This is a genomic window from Nostoc cycadae WK-1 (genome assembly GCF_002897135.1).
Classification (GTDB): domain Bacteria; phylum Cyanobacteriota; class Cyanobacteriia; order Cyanobacteriales; family Nostocaceae; genus Nostoc_B.
In genome coordinates, this window is the sequence record NZ_DF978433.1 from 1 (window position 1) to 22,733 (window position 22,733).

17 protein-coding genes are annotated in these 22,733 nt (G+C 41.2%); 8 read left to right on the forward strand and 9 right to left on the reverse strand.

The window, feature by feature from the left end:
* A partial coding sequence (locus NCWK1_RS18855; protein WP_187308183.1) for a COR domain-containing protein occupies nucleotides 1-2,163 on the forward strand: 2,163 nt, incomplete at its 5' end.
* A gap of 94 nt (nucleotides 2,164-2,257) precedes the next feature.
* Here NCWK1_RS18855 and NCWK1_RS18860 read toward each other — a convergent pair.
* Entirely contained in the window at nucleotides 2,258-3,046 is a 789-nt protein-coding gene (locus tag NCWK1_RS18860) for a peptidylprolyl isomerase (protein ID WP_096584234.1), read from the reverse strand.
* Between the two features lie 291 nt (nucleotides 3,047-3,337).
* Nucleotides 3,338-3,934 carry a photosystem I assembly protein Ycf4 gene (locus tag NCWK1_RS18865; protein ID WP_096585747.1) on the reverse strand — a complete coding sequence of 199 codons (597 nt, stop codon included), beginning with the start codon at nucleotides 3,932-3,934 and terminating at the stop codon, nucleotides 3,338-3,340.
* A 448-nt stretch (nucleotides 3,935-4,382) separates the two neighbouring features.
* Here NCWK1_RS18865 and psbD point away from each other — a divergent pair, with 448 nt between their 5' ends.
* Both psbD and psbC read left to right on the forward strand, forming a co-directional pair.
* Nucleotides 4,383-5,441, forward strand: coding sequence for a photosystem II D2 protein (photosystem q(a) protein) (gene psbD, locus NCWK1_RS18870; protein ID WP_096578797.1), 1,059 nt, complete (start codon nucleotides 4,383-4,385; stop codon nucleotides 5,439-5,441).
* Entirely contained in the window at nucleotides 5,425-6,813 is a 1,389-nt protein-coding gene (gene psbC / locus NCWK1_RS18875) for a photosystem II reaction center protein CP43 (RefSeq protein ID WP_096584237.1), read from the forward strand. The genes psbD and psbC overlap by 17 nt, the downstream gene beginning before the upstream one ends.
* Nucleotides 6,814-6,964: 151 nt before the next feature.
* Here psbC and NCWK1_RS18880 read toward each other — a convergent pair whose 3' ends face one another.
* Genes NCWK1_RS18880 through NCWK1_RS18890 form a run of 3 tightly spaced genes read right to left on the reverse strand, consistent with a single transcriptional unit; the run spans nucleotide 6,965 to nucleotide 11,419 of the window.
* Complete coding sequence (locus NCWK1_RS18880; protein ID WP_096584240.1) at nucleotides 6,965-7,294, reverse strand: CU044_2847 family protein; 330 nt, start codon at nucleotides 7,292-7,294, stop codon at nucleotides 6,965-6,967.
* 41 nt (nucleotides 7,295-7,335) lie between these two features.
* Nucleotides 7,336-8,166, reverse strand: a complete 831-nt coding sequence (locus NCWK1_RS18885; RefSeq protein WP_096584243.1) for an SWIM zinc finger family protein — start codon at nucleotides 8,164-8,166, stop codon at nucleotides 7,336-7,338.
* Nucleotides 8,167-8,206: 40 nt separating this feature from the next.
* Nucleotides 8,207-11,419, reverse strand: coding sequence for a DEAD/DEAH box helicase (locus NCWK1_RS18890; RefSeq protein ID WP_103125796.1), 3,213 nt, complete (start codon nucleotides 11,417-11,419; stop codon nucleotides 8,207-8,209).
* A 640-nt stretch (nucleotides 11,420-12,059) separates the two neighbouring features.
* On the opposite strand from NCWK1_RS18890, the gene NCWK1_RS18895 reads away from it, so the two are divergent.
* A complete protein-coding gene (locus NCWK1_RS18895; RefSeq protein ID WP_103125797.1) occupies nucleotides 12,060-14,216 on the forward strand; it encodes a polyribonucleotide nucleotidyltransferase in 2,157 nt (718 codons plus the stop codon).
* A 621-nt stretch (nucleotides 14,217-14,837) separates the two neighbouring features.
* Nucleotides 14,838-15,101 (forward strand): DUF3146 family protein, encoded by a 264-nt coding sequence (locus tag NCWK1_RS18900; protein ID WP_062287265.1) that lies wholly within the window; start codon nucleotides 14,838-14,840, stop codon nucleotides 15,099-15,101.
* Nucleotides 15,102-15,170: 69 nt separating this feature from the next.
* Here NCWK1_RS18900 and NCWK1_RS18905 read toward each other — a convergent pair whose 3' ends face one another.
* The 3 genes from NCWK1_RS18905 to ntcA all read right to left on the reverse strand — a co-directional run bounded on the left by NCWK1_RS18905 (nucleotide 15,171) and on the right by ntcA (nucleotide 18,152).
* The gene (locus tag NCWK1_RS18905) at nucleotides 15,171-15,623 is read right to left on the reverse strand and encodes a pre-16S rRNA-processing nuclease YqgF (protein ID WP_103125798.1); all 453 of its coding nucleotides are present in this window, start codon (nucleotides 15,621-15,623) and stop codon (nucleotides 15,171-15,173) included.
* Nucleotides 15,624-15,741: 118 nt separating this feature from the next.
* On the reverse strand, nucleotides 15,742-17,232 hold the full coding sequence (locus NCWK1_RS18910) for a DUF3084 domain-containing protein (protein ID WP_096584268.1): 1,491 nt from the start codon (nucleotides 17,230-17,232) through the stop codon (nucleotides 15,742-15,744).
* Nucleotides 17,233-17,480: 248 nt separating this feature from the next.
* The gene (gene ntcA / locus NCWK1_RS18915; protein WP_015113299.1) at nucleotides 17,481-18,152 is read right to left on the reverse strand and encodes a global nitrogen regulator NtcA; all 672 of its coding nucleotides are present in this window, start codon (nucleotides 18,150-18,152) and stop codon (nucleotides 17,481-17,483) included.
* An 840-nt stretch (nucleotides 18,153-18,992) separates the two neighbouring features.
* Here ntcA and fabI point away from each other — a divergent pair.
* Nucleotides 18,993-19,769, forward strand: a complete 777-nt coding sequence (gene fabI / locus NCWK1_RS18920; protein ID WP_096584271.1) for an enoyl-ACP reductase FabI — start codon at nucleotides 18,993-18,995, stop codon at nucleotides 19,767-19,769.
* Nucleotides 19,770-19,946: 177 nt separating this feature from the next.
* Nucleotides 19,947-20,597, forward strand: coding sequence for an imidazoleglycerol-phosphate dehydratase HisB (hisB, locus tag NCWK1_RS18925; protein WP_096584274.1), 651 nt, complete (start codon nucleotides 19,947-19,949; stop codon nucleotides 20,595-20,597).
* 84 nt (nucleotides 20,598-20,681) lie between these two features.
* Here hisB and NCWK1_RS18930 read toward each other — a convergent pair whose 3' ends face one another.
* On the reverse strand, nucleotides 20,682-21,308 hold the full coding sequence (locus NCWK1_RS18930; RefSeq protein WP_103125799.1) for a hypothetical protein: 627 nt from the start codon (nucleotides 21,306-21,308) through the stop codon (nucleotides 20,682-20,684).
* Between the two features lie 149 nt (nucleotides 21,309-21,457).
* Between NCWK1_RS18930 and NCWK1_RS18935 the strand changes: the two genes are divergently transcribed.
* A complete protein-coding gene (locus NCWK1_RS18935) occupies nucleotides 21,458-22,438 on the forward strand; it encodes an ABC transporter ATP-binding protein (RefSeq protein WP_103125800.1) in 981 nt (326 codons plus the stop codon).
* The last annotated feature ends 295 nt before the right edge of the window (nucleotides 22,439-22,733 follow it).

Here is a 22,733-nt window from a genome sequence, read left to right on the forward strand (position 1 = left end):
AACCAAATCACCACACTGCCAGAAGCGATAGTCCGTCTAAAACAACTCACCTCTCTGGATTTAAGCATCAACCAAATCACTACACTGCCAGAAGCGATCGCCAGTCTCCAACAACTCACCTCCCTGGATTTAAGCCGCAACAAAATCACGGCACTGCCAGCGATCGCCAGTCTCCAACAACTCACCTCCCTGGATTTAAGCGACAACCCAATCGAAACGCCGCCGCCAGAAATTGTTGCAAAAGGTATTGCCGCCATTAGAGATTATTTCCGCCAATTGGAAATAGAAGGCACAGATAATCTATACGAGGCCAAGTTACTCATAGTCGGTGAAGCAGGTGCAGGTAAGACAACACTAGCCAAAAAGATTGAAAATCAAAATTATCAACTCAAACAAGAAGATTCTACTAAGGGAATTGAGGTGATCCAGTGGATCTTCCCAATGGAAAACGGGCGAGAATTTCGAGTTAACATTTGGGATTTTGGCGGACAAGAGATTTACCATACCACCCACCAATTTTTTCTCACTAAACGTTCTCTCTATGCTTTGGTTGCAGATAATCGCAAAGAAGACACTGATTTTTACTACTGGCTAAATGTGGTGGAATTGCTCAGTGAAAGCAGCCCAGTGCTAATAATTAAAAATGAGAAGGACGATAGAGCGCGTGAAATTAATGAACCTCAATTGAAAGGGCAATTTAATAACCTCAAAGAAACCTTAGCAACCAACCTGGCTAAAAACGACCAACGTTTAGAGAATGTCATCCGAGAAATCAAGCATTGTATTAGGTCTTTACCTCTCGTGGGTACACCATTACCTAAAACGTGGGTAAAAGTTAGAGAAACTTTAGAAAATGATCCACGCAACTACATCAGCTTAGATGAATATTTCAACATCTGCCAGCAAAATGGTTTTACTAAACAAAAAGACAAATTGCAGTTAAGTGGCTATCTCCACGATTTAGGAGTATGCTTGCACTTTCAAGATGACCCCATTTTAGAAAAGACTCTCATCCTCAAACCCAAGTGGGGTACTGATGCAGTTTACAGAGTTTTAGATGCTCCCCAAGTAATTAATAACTTGGGCAAGTTTACCTGGCAAAACCTCAAGGAAATTTGGCACGAGTCAGAATATGCTGAAAAGCAAAGAGAACTCTTGCAATTGATGATCAACTTCAAGCTATGTTACGAAATCCCTAACAATCCCAAAACATACATTGCACCACAACTGTTAACAGTAAAACAGCCGCAATATGAATGGGAGGAAACAAATAACATCATCCTCCGTTACACTTATGAATTCATGCCTAAAGGTATCATCACTCAGTTTATTGTTGCCATACACAACTTAATTGATCTGATGGATAACCAACAAATTGTCTGGAAAAGCGGTGTAATTCTCAGCCAAGAAGAAACAAAAGCCGAAGTAATTGAATATTACGACAAGCGAGAAATTAAAATCCGAATCACAGGTAAATTCAAAAGAGATTTGATGACACAAGTTACCTACGAACTAGACAAAATTCATCAATCTTACGAGCGACTCAAATACGACAAATTAATTCCCTGCAATTGTTTCACCTGCAAAGATAGCCAAGAACCTCACTTTTATCTTTCAGAAACATTGAGGCAGTTTGTAGCTGATAAGCAAGACCAAATTCAATGTCAAAAGAAACCTTATAAAATGGTCAATGTCTTGAGCTTAATTGATGATGTGATGGATAGAACAGAACTAGAACAGGACAAAAGTCGAGATTCTGTTTCTCATTCCTCCGTCACCTTTGCAGGAAATATCGAAAAAGTCGTAATTCAGCACTCAACCGAAGGGAATAACATTATGACAGATCCATCGGAAAAACCAGAAGAACCTTCTAAATCAGAAGTTCAAGTTACACTACCTTGGGCTTTTAGAAATGGAATGTTTTATTTATTTGTATGTGTAGTTGTATTCACCCTAATTGGAACATTGGGTGGTTTCCTACCGTTTCATTATTTAGCTTTAACTATTATCGGTACAGCTATATTTATTATCTTAATTGGCGTTCTGCAACTGCGACAAGATGACCGTCTGTCTGAAGAAAATTTTGTCGAGTTAACAGTAAGAGTAATCAAACAGTTTCCTTTAATTGGAAATCTGATTGAGTCATTGAAAGGAAATAAATAAACTTGATCCCCCTAAATCCCCCTTAAAAAGGGGGACTTTGATTCTAGTTCCCCCCTTAAAAAGGGAGGCTAGGGGGGATCTAAACATCTCGATATTATTGAGGAACTTTTAGGTTTTCTGCGCCTTGAGTGACTTTAGCAGAATCAATGCGATCGCCCTGCTGAATTTTGTTCACTACATCAAAACCTTGAGTTACCTGACCAAATACAGCGTAGTTACCATCTAGAAAACCCAAATCAGCTAACGCAAAGTAGAACTGCGAAGAAGCTGAATCTGGTTGCTGCGATCGCGCCATTGCGATCGCGCCTTGTTTATGGGTTAATTCGGGTGTTGTAGTTACCCTAGCCATTTCAAATGTTTTACTGTAAATTGGGCTGGCTTCACCTTTGGGTTTGATTTCTAAAGGTATATAGCGTTCGGTGCCAGTTTTGGGATCAATATAACCGCCTGTCCCTAATCTACTGGCTGGAAATTTTGGATCTTTCCCTTGGGGATCGCCACCTTGAACAACAAACGGTTGCGGATCACGCACTACTCGATGGAATGCCAACCCATCGTACACGCCTTTTTGGACTAAATCGACAAAGTTACCGGCTGTAATGGGTGCATTTGTGCCATCTACTTCGATAGTGATTGGTGAACCTTTCACCGTCATCACCACAGTAGCTTTACCTTCAAGCCGTGGTAAATTGTTCATTCCTGGGATACTCTCACTTGTTGTTTCAGATACAGACGTTGCTTCAGTAGTTGTTGTAGTACTTGATGGAGATGCTGTTGCTGGAGAAGAGGAGTTAGAGCTAACTTGCTGTGTGGAACATCCTCCCAACATTAAAGCCGCAACCATCAAAAACGTAACTAAAAATTTTGTCACTTTTAACCGCATTTTCAGGTACTGACTCAACCAGAGTATCTTATCCTCTCAAGTGAATAAAGTTAAAAGGTAAAAGTAAAAAGTAAGCCATTGCGGTGGACGGGTTTCCCGCCATAAAGGAGACAGTGCCGTGGTGAAGCAGTCCGGTCTTCTCCCAAAGGGAGAGGCTAACGCCAAGGGGGTTTCCGCCAGGAGGAACTGCTGAAAGGGTCTCCCGACTTGAGGCAACTGTCGTCAAATGGCGCACCCGAAGGGCAAAAGATTATTTTCTTTTAACTTTTGCCTTTCTACTTTTAACTTCAATTAAAGTCCTTCCAAAGGTACTTGCAAAAAGCGGGCTAACTCTGCGCCTTTTGTTTCTATTTCCGTCAAAGATAGTGGTTGTCCCACTCTGGTTAAAGGAACATCTCGTCGACCTTTAAGGCGTAGGTAAACTGCACGACGCGGATTTAAACCCTCTTTAATTTCCAGCCGTACAGATTGCACATCGCGGATGCGAGCATCAATTTCAATGCGCCGATTTTTGCCGGGAAATCCCCACCGAAAGATTTTAAGGGTACCAGTTTCTTGATTAAAATCGTTGTAGCCACCACCCACATCCAAGAAAATCATTAGCCACAGATAAAAAGCTAAAAGTACACCAGCAGTGCCGTACAATCCCATTACTAACCCTTGGGGTACGAACACTAGTTGAGTAGGATCGGTGACTAATAGTAAATTGATTTTTAAATAACTAGATATGCCTGCCAACAAAAAGCCTGTGGCACCTAAAGTCACGACAGTTGCCCACCAGTAGTTACTCAACCGACGAGAACCAAGAACTTTTTGATGTAAAACACTCGTAGAAGAGCGATCGCCATTTGGTGAATCGCCTTTGTTAATTGTTGTTGATGCCGTCATAGAACTACCTTCGCCTGTGATTTCTTGCCTAATCAATCATCAATAACTATTCTCCCTTAATCCCTGCCCCCCTGCTTACTGAGCGCACTCGAAGTATGCTCCCCTGCCTTCTTCCCACTCTCTAAATTTTGAGATTTCTGAGAAAAGTTGTGTCAGATTGTAAAAATTCTGATATTCATATTATTTAATAGGTTTGTGATCAATACAGGATTTCCCTGCGTAGTTCGGGCAAAAAACCGAACTAATGTGATAAGTTAAGGATCATTAAGTTACCACAAGCTAGGTTACTAGCCAATGGTACGTGTAATGGCATAAGCCTGAGAAAAGCCAACTTACTGAGGCGGCAAGCTCTCAGAAACTCAGTAGCCTGAAAGCAGCTGAGACTGTCAAAAAAACGTTTATTCCTCAAAAGCGTTGAAATTTTTAGTAAAAAGAGGATTTTAGTCCGATGACCATCGCAGTAGGACGGGCCCCCAGTAGAAGAGGGTGGTTTGACGTACTAGACGACTGGTTAAAGCGCGATCGCTTCGTATTCGTAGGTTGGTCAGGAATATTATTATTCCCCTGCGCCTTCCTAGCACTAGGCGGTTGGCTAACCGGTACAACCTTCGTCACCTCGTGGTACACCCACGGATTAGCATCATCATACCTAGAAGGCTGCAACTTCCTGACAGTAGCAGTATCAACACCAGCAGACAGCATGGGACACTCCCTATTGCTGTTGTGGGGGCCAGAAGCGCAAGGCGACTTCACCCGTTGGTGTCAATTAGGAGGATTATGGCCATTCGTAGCGCTACACGGAGCCTTTGGACTAATCGGCTTCATGTTGCGGCAATTTGAAATTGCGCGGTTAGTAGGCATCCGACCATACAACGCCCTAGCATTCTCAGCACCAATCGCGGTATTCGTCAGCGTCTTCCTGATGTACCCCTTGGGACAATCGTCTTGGTTTTTTGCACCCAGCTTTGGCGTAGCCGCAATCTTCCGGTTCTTGTTATTCTTGCAAGGGTTCCACAACTGGACACTCAACCCCTTCCACATGATGGGAGTAGCAGGTGTACTCGGTGGAGCGCTGTTGTGCGCCATTCACGGTGCCACAGTCGAAAACACCTTGTTTGAAGACGGTGAAGCCGCCAACACCTTCCGCGCCTTCAACCCCACCCAATCAGAAGAAACCTACTCAATGGTGACAGCAAACCGATTCTGGTCACAGATATTCGGGATTGCCTTCTCCAACAAACGCTGGTTGCACTTCTTCATGTTGTTTGTACCAGTGACAGGTTTGTGGATGAGTGCCGTTGGCATTGTCGGTTTAGCACTCAACCTGCGGGCTTATGACTTCGTCTCCCAAGAATTGCGGGCAGCCGAAGACCCAGAATTTGAAACTTTCTATACCAAAAACATTTTGCTGAACGAGGGTATCCGCGCTTGGATGGCTCCTCAAGATCAGCCCCACGAACAATTTATATTCCCTGAGGAGGTATTACCTCGTGGTAACGCTCTCTAATAGACCCGCAGTTATGGGCGGCGGACGCGACATAGAATCAACAGGTTTTGCCTGGTGGTCTGGTAACGCCCGTTTGATTAACCTGTCTGGTAAACTGCTAGGCGCTCACGTTGCTCATGCTGGCTTGATTGTCTTCTGGGCTGGAGCAATGACTTTATTTGAAGTTGCTCACTTTATCCCAGAAAAGCCTATGTACGAACAAGGCTTGATTCTGTTGCCTCACCTCGCTACTTTAGGCTGGGGTGTAGGCCCTGGTGGTGAAGTAATCGACACCTTCCCCTACTTTGTAGTTGGTGTACTTCACTTAATTTCCTCCGCAGTCTTGGGTTTTGGCGGTATCTATCACGCCGTTCGTGGCCCAGAAACCTTAGAAGAATACTCTTCTTTCTTTGGTTATGACTGGAAAGACAAGAACAAGATGACCAACATCATCGGGTTCCACCTGATTATCTTGGGCTGTGGTGCATTATTGCTCGTACTGAAGGCTATGTTCTTCGGTGGTATCTATGACACCTGGGCTCCTGGTGGTGGTGATGTGCGTGTCATTACTAATCCAACTCTGAACCCAGCAGTTATCTTCGGCTACCTCATCAAATCTCCCTTCGGTGGCGAAGGTTGGATTGTGAGCGTCGATAACTTAGAAGACGTAATCGGCGGTCATATTTGGATTGCCTTAATTTGTATTTCTGGCGGTATTTGGCACATCTTCACCAAGCCTTTTGCTTGGGCGCGTCGTGCCTTTATCTGGTCTGGTGAAGCTTACCTTTCCTACAGCTTGGGCGCATTATCCTTAATGGGCTTCATCGCTTCTTGTATGGTTTGGTACAACAACACCGTTTACCCCAGTGAGTTCTTCGGCCCCACAGGCCCTGAAGCTTCTCAAGCACAAGCTTTAACCTTCTTGATTCGTGACCAACGCTTAGGTGCTAACGTTGGTTCTGCTCAAGGCCCCACAGGTCTTGGTAAATACTTGATGCGCTCTCCTACAGGTGAAATCATCTTTGGTGGTGAAACCATGCGCTTCTGGGATTTCCGTGGCCCTTGGTTAGAGCCTCTACGTGGGCCTAACGGTCTTGACCTCGAAAAAATTAAGAACGATATTCAGCCTTGGCAAGCTCGTCGTGCTGCTGAATACATGACTCACGCTCCTCTGGGTTCTTTGAACTCTGTAGGTGGTGTAGCAACTGAAATCAACTCATTCAACTACGTGTCTCCCCGTGCGTGGCTGTCTACTTCTCACTTCGTATTAGGTTTCTTCTTCCTAGTAGGTCACTTGTGGCACGCGGGTCGCGCTCGTGCTGCTGCTGGTGGTTTCGAGAAAGGTATCGACCGTGAGAATGAACCAGTAATGTTCATGAACGACCTTGACTAAGTTGAAATATTTTTTTCATCACTGACAATCGAATTTTAAAAGGCTCTTGTTTTAGAACAAGAGTCTTTTTCTTTGAATTAGGAGTTACGCACAAGATTTTCGGTGGAGACTGAGTGTAGGGTATAAAGTAAGGGTTCTGAATAATACACCCCTATACCCTCACACCCTTACACCCATTCTCAACAGTGTTCCATTCTAGGGTTATCTCCAGATTACCTGTATCATTACCTTTCACTAGTACAGGTGTAAGCTTCCCTGATTCAATGCCAATATCTATCCCAAATTTGACACTAGCTTTATCTGGTTTCACTTTATTTAATACTTCAGCAATTTCTTTAACAAGCGCTGCTATTGGCTCAGTGACTTCACTAAACTGTCTAACTTGAATATTCGATTTGCGATCGCCTATTGGTGTAGCTTCAACTTTAATATTTGTACCATCAGCAAGTTCTACTGTAATAATTTTGCTTTGAATTTCCATGTTAATTTAAATACATGCCTCTGGTTTAATTACATACAAAATTAACTGCTTCCCACATTCATAGCTGCTAAAACAGCTTTTTGGCTAACATCTTTGTAAAGAGTATCTAAATACTTCATTACCACATCACCAGAATTCAAATTTATTACATCCTCCTCAGTTTTAGCCAAGGGGATAGCCCCTAAAACATCTAAGACTGTCTCGCTCATACTAGGGGTAATCACTACTAGAGATGAATCTAAAGGCTCATGATATTCCCAAAACGAGTTAAGGTTTACTGAAGATTGCTTGTGTGCGAGTGGTTTTTGAGTATCCAATGCTAGATGCGTATTCACTTCAGATTTAGCACCCCGTAGCTGGCGCAAATCACTGATAATTTGTTCTTTAGTGCGCCCTCTTAATTGAAATAGCACAAAAGGATCTTCGCTAAATCTGTCGCCTAATTGATAGTAAATAGCCCCAACATGTTTACACGGATTGGCTTTATCTGGACAAGAACATTTACTGTGAACATCACCCAACGTAAACGGAAATAACGAAAGACCATTGGCAGTAAAAACCTCTTCAATATTTTGGGGCATTTCTCCTGCCAATAATTTGGCAGAAAATAATGCTTTTTTAGACATGGTTTCAATTACATATCCCCATTCTTCATCACTAAAAGAGTCAAGAGAAAGAGAAACTTTATAAGGTTCAACTTCACTACCTTGAACTTTAGCTAATACTTTCGCACCTTTAAATTCAATACTGAGAACATTACCTTGACGAGCATAATTTCTGGCACGTTCTAAACGCTTTTTAAAGCGATAAGAATCGAGTAACTCTAGCCATCTTTGTGACCACCATTCCCGGCTTGTTTGTAATGTAGTCATAATTAATTTTTTTGCTAATCAACTTTAAAAACATTCTATGTTATTCCCCATCTTCATCAATCAAAGCATGACGATCAAGTATGAGTAAGTTACGCAGTTGGTCTGTATCTAATTCTGTCAACCATTCTTCACCAGCACTCACAACCTGTTCGGCTAATTGCTTTTTACTTTCAATCATGTCGTGAATTTTTTCTTCTAATGTGCCAGTACAAACAAATTTATGTACTTGGACATTCCTCGTTTGACCAATCCGAAATACTCGGTCTGTAGCTTGATTTTCAATTGCCGGGTTCCACCATCTATCAAAGTGAAATACATGATTAGCACGGGTTAAATTTAATCCCACACCACCAGCTTTTAAAGAAAGAATCATTACAGGTGGCCCTTGTGGGTCATGCTGAAAACGGTCTACCATTTCCTCACGTTGTTTTTTACTGGTGCTGCCATATAAAAAGAAAACTTCCCTACCCAATTGCCGTTCTAAATGGGGTTTGAGTAATTTACCCCATTCAGCAAATTGAGTGAAAATTAACGCTCTGTCTCCTTCCTCAATCGCCACATCTAACATTTCTTCTAGGCGTTGCAACTTACCAGAATTATGTTGTGTTAATGTTGTTTCTTTTAAATACTGAGATGGGTGATTACAAATTTGTTTGAGTTTAGTTAGTAATGCTAAAATCATCCCCCGTCTTTGTAATCCTTCGGCAGATTCTATTTCAACTAAAGATGTGTCTACTGCTTGCTGATATAGTGCGGCTTGTTCTGTAGTCAAACCACAAAATACTGTCATTTCTTGCTTATCTGGCAAATCTTGAATAATTTCTTTATCTGTTTTCAACCTTCTTAAAATAAAAGGTTGAACCAAGGAACGCAATTGAGTTAAAGAAGCCGCATCACCATACTTTTCAATCGGCATCGCAAACCGCCGTTGAAAGAATTGTTTATTCCCTAAATAACCAGGATTGAGAAAATCTAAAATAGACCATAATTCTTGCAGTCTATTTTCTACTGGTGTGCCTGTTAACGCGATGCGAAATGTGGCATCTAACTGTCGAACTGCCTGTGACTGTTTGGCATCAGGATTTTTTACATTTTGGGCTTCATCTAAGACAATTATCTGCCAAGAAATAGTCTGCAATAATTTCACATCTCTGTGAATTAATGAATAACTCGTAATGATTAAATTATGCTGATTTACTGCTTCAACAAATGCTTTACCTTTAGGGCGCTTGTCACCGTGATACTGCATTACTTTTAGGCTGGGAGCAAATTTTTTCACTTCTCGTTCCCAGTTACCTAAAACAGAAGTGGGACAGACTAATAATATAGGTTTTTCTAGTAAATCCTGTTCTTTTAGGTATAAAACAAAAGCTATCAGCTCAATAGTTTTGCCTAGTCCCATGTCGTCAGCGAGACATGCACCTAAACCCCAACGTTCTAAAAAAGCCAGCCAAGCTGCACCACGTTCTTGATAAGGGCGCAGCTGTCCTTGGAAACTTACGGGTGTGGGTAAGGGTTTTATTTCCTGATTATTGGTTAAAGCCCCAATTAATTCTTGTAATGCCCCAGATGCTTCAAAACTCACCACTGGTAACTTTTCAATTACTTGGGTATCGCCTGTACTGAGGTGCAAGGCATCTTCTAAAGAAAGTGCCATTTGTTCTTTACGGGAAGCAAAAAATGTCTGGGCTGTTTTGATATCTTGGGGACGCAACTCCACCCACTCGCCGTTAATTTCTACTAGGGGACTATTTAAAGCTACTAGTCGATCAAACTCTGCTTTAGAAATTGTCTGTCCGCCGATCGCCAATTGCCATTGAAAATTAAGTAAACTTTGTAAACCTAGGCGTTCTTTTTGTTTTTTGGACGTTTCGGCGGTAATTTTTAACCCTAAACGGTTCGCCCAGCCTTCGCGGTTGGTTAAACTAGGCGGTAAAATTACGCCTAAACCGCTATCTTCTAACCTCCAAGCTACGGACTTGATAAATTCGTAGGCTTGAATTGGGGTTAACTCGCAATATTGGGGGTATTCTGTTTCTAAGCTGGGGGCGATCGCTGGATACAATCGACAAGCTAAACCCAATCCGCGTAAGAAAGTTTCTTGGGGTTTATCAATGCTGCGGTTTTGATAATTTAATTGTTCAACTGGGTTTTGCCAAACTGTTGCAGCATTTAACAAAAATTCTGAATCATCAGCAGCCTGGAGAAAATACGCCAGTGTCCATTCAGTTTCGCCAATTCCAGGGGAATTTAATTGAAAACAAGTGCGAAATAGCGGCTTTCCTGTTATTTCCGACTGTAGTGGCAAAGTCCAAGCTTTCAGTGCTGCTTCTAACCGTTCTACACCAATTACATCTGCAACCACAGTGTGAGATGCACTAGTTAAAGCTTGCAACCACTGTCGTAATGATAATGGTAAAGCAGCCATCACTCTGGCTTCAATGATGGGTTGATTACCAACCATCTCTCGCACTTGCACATCTATTGTGCTGTTAAGAAATTCTAAAATTAATGCTTGTGCAGATTCAGGGAAATCTACAGAAATATCTCCATTTCCCATTTCTTGATAAGTCCGACAAGCCAGTGGCATTTTCGCCGCAAATTTTTCTAAGCGAGTGCTATCTACAGCGCTGTCTAAAAGCACTTGCCACCCTGCATCTGTAGTACCATCTGCTTGCTGTTGAATATTGGGTAAAAACTTAGAGCGTGAAATTAAATCTAAACTCCAACGGGCTACCTGCGACCAAAATCTTAAATCCCCAGCGAAAAAAGCCTCTTCGCCACCAGTAATGTTGAGAGGAAGAGATTGGAGAAATTTAATTGTTTCACTAGTATTAAGACAAAAACCTGTAACTTGCCAAGGTTGCAAGTATGGTGAAGCGCCAGATTCTAAATCTTGGCTGGCGGAATGCACAGGTAATAAGTTAAATGTTCTATCTTTGGTGTTTTGGAGAATCTGAGTTGGTAAGGCGATGATGTGAGAATGTGTAGGTAAACTGGCTTCAGGTGGTTTTGTAGTTTTGCGCGATCGCGTTTGAGTTTGTACCTGCTGTTGTTTGCTGCTGGTAACTGTTATATTTTTCGCTGCTAACCACTCACTCAACTCCACTGCTGTCATTGCTAATGGATGTTGTGGTATTTCTGGAGATTGAGTTATATCCCAATTCACTTGGGGCGATCGCCAAGTTTCTCCCCAGATAAATAAACAACTATTTTGATTTTTTCTGATCCAACTGCCGTGTAAAATCGCCATTTTTAACTACTCAAATTTTGACCAGACTAAATATTTCCAATAATGCTGATGATTGCCTTTTATTTGGGCGAGATTAATTCTGCCAATTTTTACTTTTATTCTAGATTTATGGATATTTATAAATTATCAAATTATCCAAAACTGCAATTTAAATGGCTGCTAAAAATTTAATTACTCATGATGAAAAATTGGTGTTTTAGTGATTGAATTAATGTTTATTCTGTTGAGGTTAGTGCAGCTATTTTTGTAACGTTGGTACTATTGTACAACTAGGTTTACATACTGGTGTGAGATTGTTTCCATCTAATTTTAATGATGATTTAAGAAATGTCGCATTTCGTTGAGGAGGTGTAAAAAAATCTACTTTATATTTCTTAGCTCCACCAGTATTGGATAAATTACATAGATTGTTATATATGCAATTTGTAGACTTTTGAGTATGATTAGGCATATTCTACCTGTGACAATCCTAAAAGATAAGCAAGCCGTCAAATCTACTGCCGCTTGATGAGTAAACATGTAATACATTTGGCAGGAAATAACTTGTTTATCTTTGTATGTAACAGAAGCCAGCAAGAGTGCATAAATGTTAGGATTGCCACAGAGAGAGAATAGCGTGCATAGAAGGAAAAAAAACTGAATGGCAGAAGTTGAAAAGTCAATATCCTTTGATGGACGGGATATTCGACTGAAGTTAGGCCTACTAGCTCCCCAAGCTGGTGGGTCAGTTTTGATAGAATCAGGGGACACAGCTGTTTTGGTAACAGCTACGAGATCACAAGCCAGAGAAGGCATTGATTTTCTTCCCCTCACAGTAGATTACGAAGAAAGACTTTATGCAGCAGGTAGAATTCCTGGTGGGATTATGCGCCGGGAAGGTCGTCCACCGGAAAAAGCAATTCTCACCAGCCGTCTGATAGACCGTCCTCTGCGTCCTCTGTTCCCTTCATGGTTGCGGGATGACCTGCAAATCATCGCTTTAACATTATCAATGGATGAGTTAGTACCACCTGATGTTCTCGCAGTCACTGGTGCTTCCATTGCTACGTTGATTGCCCAAATACCCTTTAACGGGCCAATGGCAGCCGTGCGGGTAGGGTTAGTAGGAGATGATTTCATTATTAATCCTACCTATGCAGAAATTGAAGCTGGAGACCTAGACTTGATCGTGGCTGGTTCGCCAGAAGGCGTAATCATGATTGAGGCAGGAGCTAATCAGCTGCCAGAGCGAGATATTATCGAAGCGATTGATTTTGGCTATGAAGCGGTACGGGATTTAATCAAAGCACAGCAAGATATCATTGCCGACTTGGGTTTGCAAATAATTCACCAAGCACCACCAGAGGTAGACCAGACCCTGGAAAATTATATTCGCGATCGCGCCAATGACGAGATTAAGAAAATTCTGTCTCAATTTACATTTACTAAACCTGAACGCGATGCAGCTTTAGATGTAGTTAAAGATACAATCCAAACTGCGATCGCCGAACTACCTGAAGAAGATCCCGTTCGCCTAGCTGCGACAAGTGATCCTAAAGCACTTGGTAAGACTTTTAAAGAAATCACCAAATATTTCATGCGCCGTCAAATCGTGGAAGATAATATCCGCGTTGATGGTCGCAAACTAGATGAAGTACGTCCTGTTTCTTGTCAAGTTAGTGTCTTACCAAAACGCGTCCACGGTAGTGGTTTATTTAATCGCGGACTAACTCAGGTACTATCCAACTGTACCCTTGGTACTCCTGGCGATGCCCAAAATCTCAATGATGACCTGCAAACAGACCAATCCAAGCGCTACCTGCACCATTACAACTTCCCTCCCTTCTCCGTTGGCGAAACCAAGCCAATGCGTGCGCCTGGTAGACGGGAAATTGGTCACGGAGCTTTAGCAGAACGGGCAATTTTGCCAATACTGCCACCCAAAGAACAATTTCCTTACGTGATTCGGATCGTTTCAGAAGTACTTTCTTCCAACGGTTCCACCTCAATGGGTTCAGTCTGCGGTTCTACCCTCGCCCTCATGGATGCTGGTGTACCGATTATCAAACCCGTCAGTGGTGCGGCAATGGGTCTGATTAAAGAAGGTGATGAAGTCCGCGTTTTGACTGATATTCAAGGCATTGAAGACTTCCTCGGTGATATGGACTTCAAAGTTGCCGGCACCGATAGCGGGATTACAGCCTTACAAATGGATATGAAAATCTCTGGTTTGTCTTTGGAAACCATTGCCCAAGCCATTCACCAAGCCAAAGATGCACGGTTGCACATCTTGGAGAAAATGCTCCAAACTATCGACCAACCACGCACAGAAACATCACCCTACGCGCCCCGACTGCTGACTATCAAGATTGACCCAGACATGATTGGTTTAGTCATCGGCCCTGGCGGTAAGACAATTAAAGGCATCACCGAAGAAACTGGTGCGAAAATTGACATTGAAGATGATGGTACTGTTACCATATCTGCTGTTGATGAAAGCAAAGCCAAAAAAGCCCGAAATATTATCCAAGGGATGACCCGCAAGCTGCATGAAGGAGATGTCTACGCAGGTCGCGTTACGCGAATTATCCCAATAGGTGCATTTGTTGAATTCCTACCCGGAAAGGAAGGGATGATCCACATTTCTCAACTTGCTGACTACCGCGTGGGCAAAGTTGAAGATGAAGTCGCAGTTGGTGATGAAGTGATTGTCAAAGTGCGCGAGATTGACGGTAAAGGACGAATCAATCTCACACGTTTGGGTATCCATCCAGACCAAGCAGCTGCGGCGCGAGAAGCTGCGGCAGTAAATCGATAAATCGATTTGGGATTTTAGATATTCTCTAAAATCCGCGATGCCTTTGTTGTAGGCATCGCCGTAGCTTTTTTAAAAGTTTTGTTTAAGTCATACAAATTAAAACGCCGAATGAGTCAACTCGCGGCTATCAGAATTAAGCCTGCCTAGCCTATGGCAACGCCAAGGCCAAACGCAGGCTAAAAAATTATTTTGTACCTATATACTCAATTTTTAGCAACCTAATTTTGGGAATTATAAAAATACGTTCTCAGAATTTTTTGGACAATTTAAATAGGCTATAACGCCTGAAACTATTGGAGATGTTGTTACGATAGCAATCACTTTTTAACCCATATTGAGAGCATACATTCATCAATTTGTTATCTTATAGTCTTCATTTGTAACATTTGTCATCACGATACTTTTTGAATGCGCCAAGTAATCATAATGTGATAAATTATCTGATTTTGTTAGATGATTACAGCAAAGAGTTGACAATATTAATCTATAATTTCAGCCGTTTGGCTCTTCAACAAAGTGTTAAAACTCCCTTTTGTCAGTTTGTCGATCGCAGCGAAGTTTGGTAAATAAAAGAAGTAGACTGCCTTGTTTGCTTTTATTCCACACTTTATCCAAAGCATTGTGAGTGCAAAACGTTTGCCAGAAACTACTGCCCATGTCAGAATTACGCGCCAATCCTGGCAACATGGCTTTCTTGAGGGCGAAGTCAGCGCGGGAGATTTTGAGTGGCATTTCCAGTGGCATTTCCGCCGTGGAGAACTGTCTGTGAAGCCTTCCCAAGGTCGCGCTTTAATCAAAGAACCTCTTGGGCGCTTTTTAGAAAAACAAGATTATCAGTTGGAACCAGGAGGCGATTATGCTTTTACTATCCGAGCAGAATTATGAGAGAAAAAGTATGAAGTATGAAGTATGAAATACGTTCTACCTCTTGAGCTAAGGACAAATGACCATTGACTATTGACTATTAACTGCTGATTCTGTCAGGCGATTTAAATATCTTTCAATTAAGAGGACAGCCACAATGTCATCTATTGGTCTGGGTGGTTGGCGCATCCCTTTTGGTAAAAGTTTTGTGATTCCTTGGGGCGGATACATTTGCCAATAGCGATCGCGTGCTTCTAAGGTAGAATATCGCTCATCTACTAACATGATATTTAAAGGTTGTAATAATTCTTGTTGTAATTTTTGTTTCCACTGCTTGGCTGTGGTTTGATTACCCATAACTAGTAAGGAAACAGGATATCTTTTTTGAAGGGTTTCTATATTGGCGATCGCTTCTTGTGCGAGTACAACCTGATGATAATGCAGTTGCCGATCTAATCCCATTACGGCTAAACCACACTTATCTTTACCAGGATCAAAGCCAAGAATTACTGGTTGAGTTGGCGAGAATTCATTTAAATTCATATTCAATCAGCTAAAATTTTCAACTGGGTACAGCAAGATATATAAAAAAAGTTTTTAGCAATTACCGATGGTTACTGAACTTTAACTTGTAACTTCTAATCCCTATTGTTTCGGTATTTCACGTACTGAAAATGACTTTGCCGTTTTGGATAGCTAATAATTTAACTCGCAGAGGCCCTGCTGTATAAGTATCTTCTGAGGCGATCGCTTTAATCTCTAAAGGCTGATCGTATTGTCTTAATTGGTTGATAAATCGCAAAAAAGTTCCATCTACTTGCACACTTTCCACAATACCAGCATTCCTAGCCCGAAATTGGGAAGCAGAAATAAGTAAATCTAGCCTTTGCCGTAGCTCATAAGATGACATACTTCTAGGATCAGCACTGGTACTAGCTAATACCTCTCCTCCTGCAAAGACTAATATATTGCGTGCAGCATCTCCAAAGAATTCTATCTGTTTTTCGCCTCTGACGTAATTGCCTGCGGAGAAAATTCGCACAACATATTCTCTACCATCGCTAATTTGTCTAATCAACTGCTCAACTCTTTCTGGAGTCACACGCAGAATTTGGGTATTTTCTGGTTTTGCACTTGGTTCAGTTAATTGAAAAATCGCATTTTGGTTAGCATCACCTAAAAGTTGCAACACCGCCTGACGCGCAGCAGTAGCTTGCTTAACTTGAATCACAGCACCAGCCAAAACTTGACCACGAACCAAAGCCAACTTGCCTAAACGCAGGTCTTGATAAGACTGATAGTATTTTTCTAGTCTGGCTACTTCCTGTTCTAAATAATCCTGTTGTCTTTCTAGTTCTTTGAGGCGAGATTCCCGTGTGGCAATAACTTGTTCTCGTGCAGTAATTTCTAAATTACGATTTTGAATGAGTTTATCTAGTTGGGCAATTTTGAGATCGCGTTTTTCAATAATTTCTTGGCGGTTGGCGAGTTCGCGATCGCGTTTTGTAATGGCTGCTTTCGCTTCATCAATTGCCTTTTTCGCCTCTGCGTACAATCTTTGTTGTTCTGCCTTTAATTGTCCTACCGCCACTTGTAGGGCTTTTCTCTGATTGTAAACGTTTTGTAATTCTGATCTGGCTTGTTGATATTGAGTTGCTACTTGATTCAAGCGCCCTTGAGTGCGTTGCAGTTGCGCCTGTGTTTGGGCTTGGCGGCTAATAGTTTGGTTGAGTTTTGCTTGCGTTTCTCGTTGTTTAGCATTTGCCGCTTGCAACGATTTATTAATTATCTGTAAATCTTGTTGCGCTTTGGTTTGTTCAACTCTCGCTTGGCTTAACTCTTTCTCTACTTGGCTTTTTTGCGTTTCTGCGGTTTTAAGTTGCTCTCGTTTGTTTCTCAGGTCTTTTTGAATATCTTCTAATTCAAAAACTCCCTTACGCAATCCTTCATCAGCTGCAAACAAAATTCCTAGAGTGGAAGCCGAAATTAAGCCCCCAGTGAAAATAGTCACCACTACCGCCGTATTTTTTGGCCGAAGCTTGAATAGTGAGAGGCGTGCTTTGCCAACCCGTGTGCCAATGCGATCGCCCACAGTGGCAATTACGCCTCCCAAAATTAAAATTGCCGCTATGAGGATGTACCCGGTGGTCATCTTCAGCTACCGAAATGGTTCCAGATACAGCCTACTACTTTCGAGCATTGTCTGTGGAGGATGGATGATTGGCAATAGCGAAGATTCATCAATTTATGATTTAACTCCAGCTATGGGTATTATCTGCAAAAACACAATAATTGCCAACTCCACTACCTCCAATTGCTTTGAACAACAAAGAATTCAGTCGTCAGTCAGCCCAAATTCAGAATGAATAACGTTTTTGTTCTGACTGCTGACATTCTTGTTTAAGTGAACTGTCTACTTAAGCTAACAGGTTTATGCACAGTAATCTTCTTTTTATGAATAGAAATCATTTTCTTTTCACGTAAATCACCAAGTAACCTAGTGACCGTCACGCGAGTAGAACCAATTGCCTCTGCGATCGCCTGATGAGATAGCTTCAGATCAATTGTGATTCCATCTGCACAAGGAACACCAAAATCACGACAAAGAATTAATAAAAAACTCACCAATCTGGAACCCATATCTCGGTGAGCTAGAGTTTCAATCATCATCTCTGTCTGTAAAATCCGCGAAGACAGACCCCGCAGCATTAACATTGATAATTCTGGATTTTCCTTTAGTGCTTGCTCTACTTGTTCGATTGGTGCTGACAGCAATTCTACAGGTGTAAATGCAACAGCATGGTAAAATCTATCCGACTTATTTCCTGTCAGCAAAGACAACACACCAAAAACACTATTTTCCCGTAACAACGCTACTGTTATTTCTTCTCCTGCTTCGTATACCCTGGAAAGTTTTACAGCACCCTTAAGAAGAAAATAAACTCGTTCAGCAGGATCGCCCGGAAAAAAGATCGTTTTGTTGCGTTCAAACGTTTCCACAACAGGCGGAAACGCGCCAGTTGCCATCTGACGAAAAACATTTGCTAGGGCTTTATCTTGTGTCACGATCATCTCCCTTCCCCTACCCAATGCCGGAAAAACAAATAAACTGATTACCTAAGAATACACCTGAAAAATCAATAAATCACCGTCAACCTTTCTGTACTTTCCTATACTCAAATACCAAACATCAGAGTTATTTGTTCATAATGATACATAATTTTTCACCTTTTTAGCTAGTAGTTGTTATAAGTACTTACAAACTCCTATTCATCAGGTTTTTTGCAAAAAAATTCATTATATCTTGAGAATATCTTCAGGAATAGCAGACAATTTTTTATGCAGGAAACGCACTTGTTGATTTAAAGAAGAATTCACAATTCACAATTCAGAGTCAAAATCAATCCTTGGGGAAAAATATCTGTTACCTAGAAGCACCAGCAAATTTTCAATTTGGTGTAGTGTTTCATAGTTTATTCATCCGCCAGTACCCCAAGATTCAATGAGAGAATTCTGGCGACTGACCCATGTATTCTTTCCTGTCAAACATGATTTTTCTAAATACTGTGGTCAACCCAGCAAAACAGGCCTCAGTTTCTAGTATCCTCCTAAGAGGATGTCTGAAAAGTCCCAGGTGATACATTCAGCAGTTGAAGTATCCTCAATTCCCCTAAAAAATTTAGACTCAAGGGTGTTATTTCCTTTTGGAAAAGAAAAGCTATTACAGCTACGCCCAAGTCAAAAACAGTCATCGCGTTGCCAAACGAACTTTCGTGAAAGCAACTATTGTTCAAAATGCTTTTATTTTTTGAATAGTAGAGTCGTGAACGCTACACTGTGCTATGGGGATAAAGAAAAATATTTGATACTGCTCGGACATCTTCATCATGATTGATCCTGTTAATAATTTGTATGCTGAATCTGACTGGAAAAAACGCCCTTGTTACAGGTATTGCCAATAATCGCTCCATCGCTTGGGGTATCGCTCAACAATTGCACGCAGCCGGCGCTAATTTAGGTATTACTTACCTGCCCGATGAACGTGGCAAAATGGAGAAAAAAGTTGCGGAATTGGTAGAACCTCTCAATCCCAGCTTATTTGTGCCTTGTAATGTTCAAAACGACGAACAGATTCACTCTACCTTTGAGGCAGTGCGGGAAAAATGGGGCAAGTTAGATATTCTGATCCACTGTCTGGCTTTTGCCAATAAAGATGATTTAACAGGAGGTTTTAGCCAAACCTCTCGTTCTGGTTTCAATACAGCTTTAGAAATTAGTACCTATTCTTTAGTACAGTTAAGCGGTGCTGCTAAACCGTTAATGACAGAAGGTGGTAGCATTGTCACCTTGACTTATCTTGGTGGGGTTAGAGCTATTCCTAACTACAATGTGATGGGAGTAGCTAAGGCTGGTTTAGAAGCGAGTGTGCGTTATCTAGCAGCAGAACTCGGCCCAGAAAATATTCGTGTCAATGCCATCTCAGCCGGGCCAATTCGGACTTTGGCATCTTCGGCAGTTGGCGGAATTTTAGATATGATTCATCATGTAGAACAAGTAGCGCCTCTGCGACGTACAGTCACTCAACAAGAAGTAGGTAATACGGCGGCTTTCTTGTGCAGTGATTTATCCAGTGGTATTACTGGGCAAGTTCTGTATGTGGATGCAGGATATGAAATTATGGGAATGTAATAGTATCACTCAAGTCAAAAGTTAAAAGTAAAAAGGTGAACCACTACGTTGGACGGGTTTCTCGGCTTGTTCGCGCAGCGTCTCCGATTAGGAGAAGCAAGTGGTGAACCCGAAGGGTAAAAGAATTGTTTTTTACTTTTGCTTTTTTACTTTTGACTTCCTACTTCCTCATTAACTATGCAAATTAGCGATACCTCTAATAAAAATTCTGTTCTGCACCAAGTTTCATCAATTACACCTGCTCGTATTGCTTCTGTTCACCGTGTGACTGGTGAAACTGATGTGCAAGTAACTATTAATTTAGATGGCACAGGAAAATGCAACGCTGCAACTGGCGTTCCATTTTTAGACCACATGTTGCATCAAATTTCCTCTCACGGTTTGATTGATTTAGATGTCAAAGCCAAGGGAGATTGGGAAATTGATGATCATCATACTAATGAAGATGTGGGTATAACTTTAGGACAAGCTTTGCATCAAGCATTGGGTGATAGAAAAGGTATTGTCCGCTTTGGTAACTTTTTAGCACCATTAGATGAAGCTTTGATTCAAGTGGCGTTAGATTTTTCTGGACGACCTCACCTAAGTTACGGCTTACAAATTCCCACACAACGCGTGGGAACCTATGACACTCAGCTAGTGCGAGAATTTTTTGTGGCATTGGTGAATCATAGCCAAATGACACTGCACATTCGTCAGTTAGATGGGATTAATTCCCATCACATTATTGAAGCAACATTTAAAGCATTTGCTAGAGCTATGCGGATGGCAACTGAATTTGACCCACGTCGTGCTGGGACGATTCCTAGTTCTAAAGGTGTTTTATAAATTAGTCATTAGTCATTAGTCATTTGTATTTACAAATAACTAATGACATTGCTTTTTATCTATGCAATCAAGATTTTCTGAAGTCTAATTTTCTGCTGGAAGTTTTACTGTCGTGAAATATACTTCTGTTTGAGTGCCAAGAGTATCTAGACGATTACTGCCTGTATTCACAATGACAGTAGATGAACTAATTTTTGGTAATGGGTATAAATGAGAAAGATAAATTTTGTCATTGATACTTATTTTTCCCAGAGCAGTTGGTGTCAGCTTTTTGATTGACTCAACTTCTACATCGCCATTGCGATAACAAAGTCTGCCAAATGCCAAGGCTGTAGCTTGTTGAGGAACTTCAAGCAGATAAAAATAATCAGGACGTAACCATTCTTGCCAACTATCATCACCACCTTTACCAATATATTGAATCGATGATGAAGATATCTTTGACCAAGTTTGCGGTGAAAGTCCTCTAGGAAAAATAATTACTTTGATTTCGCCTATATCATCCAGAGAAACTTTTCTGATAAATGTTCCACTATGCCAATAAATTCCCAGATTATCGTAATTATTAGCTTGGATTTCCGTTAGAGGTTTAGCACTGCGGCAGAACTTAGCCCGTTTAGAATCTGGTGATTGAGAACCAATCCAAATAATTAGACAAATTACCGCTAAAAAAATTGGGGCAAAAATCTGGAAAACTCGATGAAATTTCATCGCTATTATCAGCACAGAGATGATTGCCTCTTTTATAGCCAGGTTAAGCAAAAATGGCTATAAATTTAGATTACCGTCCTCTAAGGAAAACACTGATACCAGTAAATTAAACTTGCGGCTATAACTTTGGTAGTTATCACTGAAGCATTATGAAATCTGTTGTAGATACTGCTGAAGCGCAACCGCAACCTACCGATGTTCCGCCAGTTGTTGCAACTTTTGATTTGCGAAAAGTTTACCGTAGTGGCTTTTGGCTGAATCAAAAAGTTGTATCTCTCAAAGGCTGTTCTTTGACGGTTTATCAGGGGGAAACTTTTGGGTTATTGGGGCCAAATGGTGCTGGTAAAACCACTTTATTAAAACTTTTGCTGGGAATTATCCGTCCGAGTGGGGGACGGGGATTATTGTTGGGTAAACCATTGGGCGATCGCCAAGTTAAGCAAAGTCTTGGCTATCTGCCAGAAAACCCTTATTTATATGATTATCTCACTGGCTGGGAATTTTTAGAGTTAGCGGCGGGACTGTTCCAAATTCCTCGTCGTATTCAGCGCGATCGCATTCCTCAACTTTTACAATTAGTTGGTCTACCTTTAGCTGATGCACGCAAAAAACAAATGCGTCGTTACTCTAAGGGAATGCTACAGCGTGTCGGTATGGCGCAGGCGTTAATTAACGACCCAGAACTGATATTTTTAGATGAACCGATGTCTGGTCTTGACCCCCTAGGACGTTATCAAATGCGCGAAATCATTTTAGGGTTAAAAGCCGCCGGGAAGACAATTTTCTTTAACAGTCATATTCTGAGTGAAGTTGAGCAAATTTGCGATCGCATTGCCATTCTCGCCAAAGGTGAGTTAATTTGCGCTGGTTCCCTCCATGAATTATTAGGTAGTACTAATGCTTACCAAGTAAAAGGTAACGGTGGCGATCAAGAAATTCTCCACAAATGGATACCTAATCTTGTATTTAACCATGATGGTTCTTGGCAGGGAACTTTACAAGCTGATTACTATGATTTTCTTGATAGTCTTCGCTTAATGGAAGCTAAAATCATTTCTTTGGATTTAGCGCGTCATTCTCTGGAAGACTTTTTTATTCAAAAGATTAAACAACAAAATACCTCTGTTTAGTAATTTTTGATATTCAATAACACATTTTAAATTTTCGATTTTAGATCCCCGACTTCTTTAAAAATTCGGGGATCTGAATCACTTACTTAGCTTGTAAATTACCATCACAACCTGTATTAATAAATGCTGAATACGCATCTGCGTAAGTTGAACTTTAAGCTAACTTTACCAAAAATTCAACTCTGATAAATAATTATGCTTCCGGAAAAGAGTATCCTTCAAGGAAAATAAGATTGTCGGGAAACGGGAATACTTAAGTATAGTCAAATTAAAATGTTTAGACAGTACTTTGCCG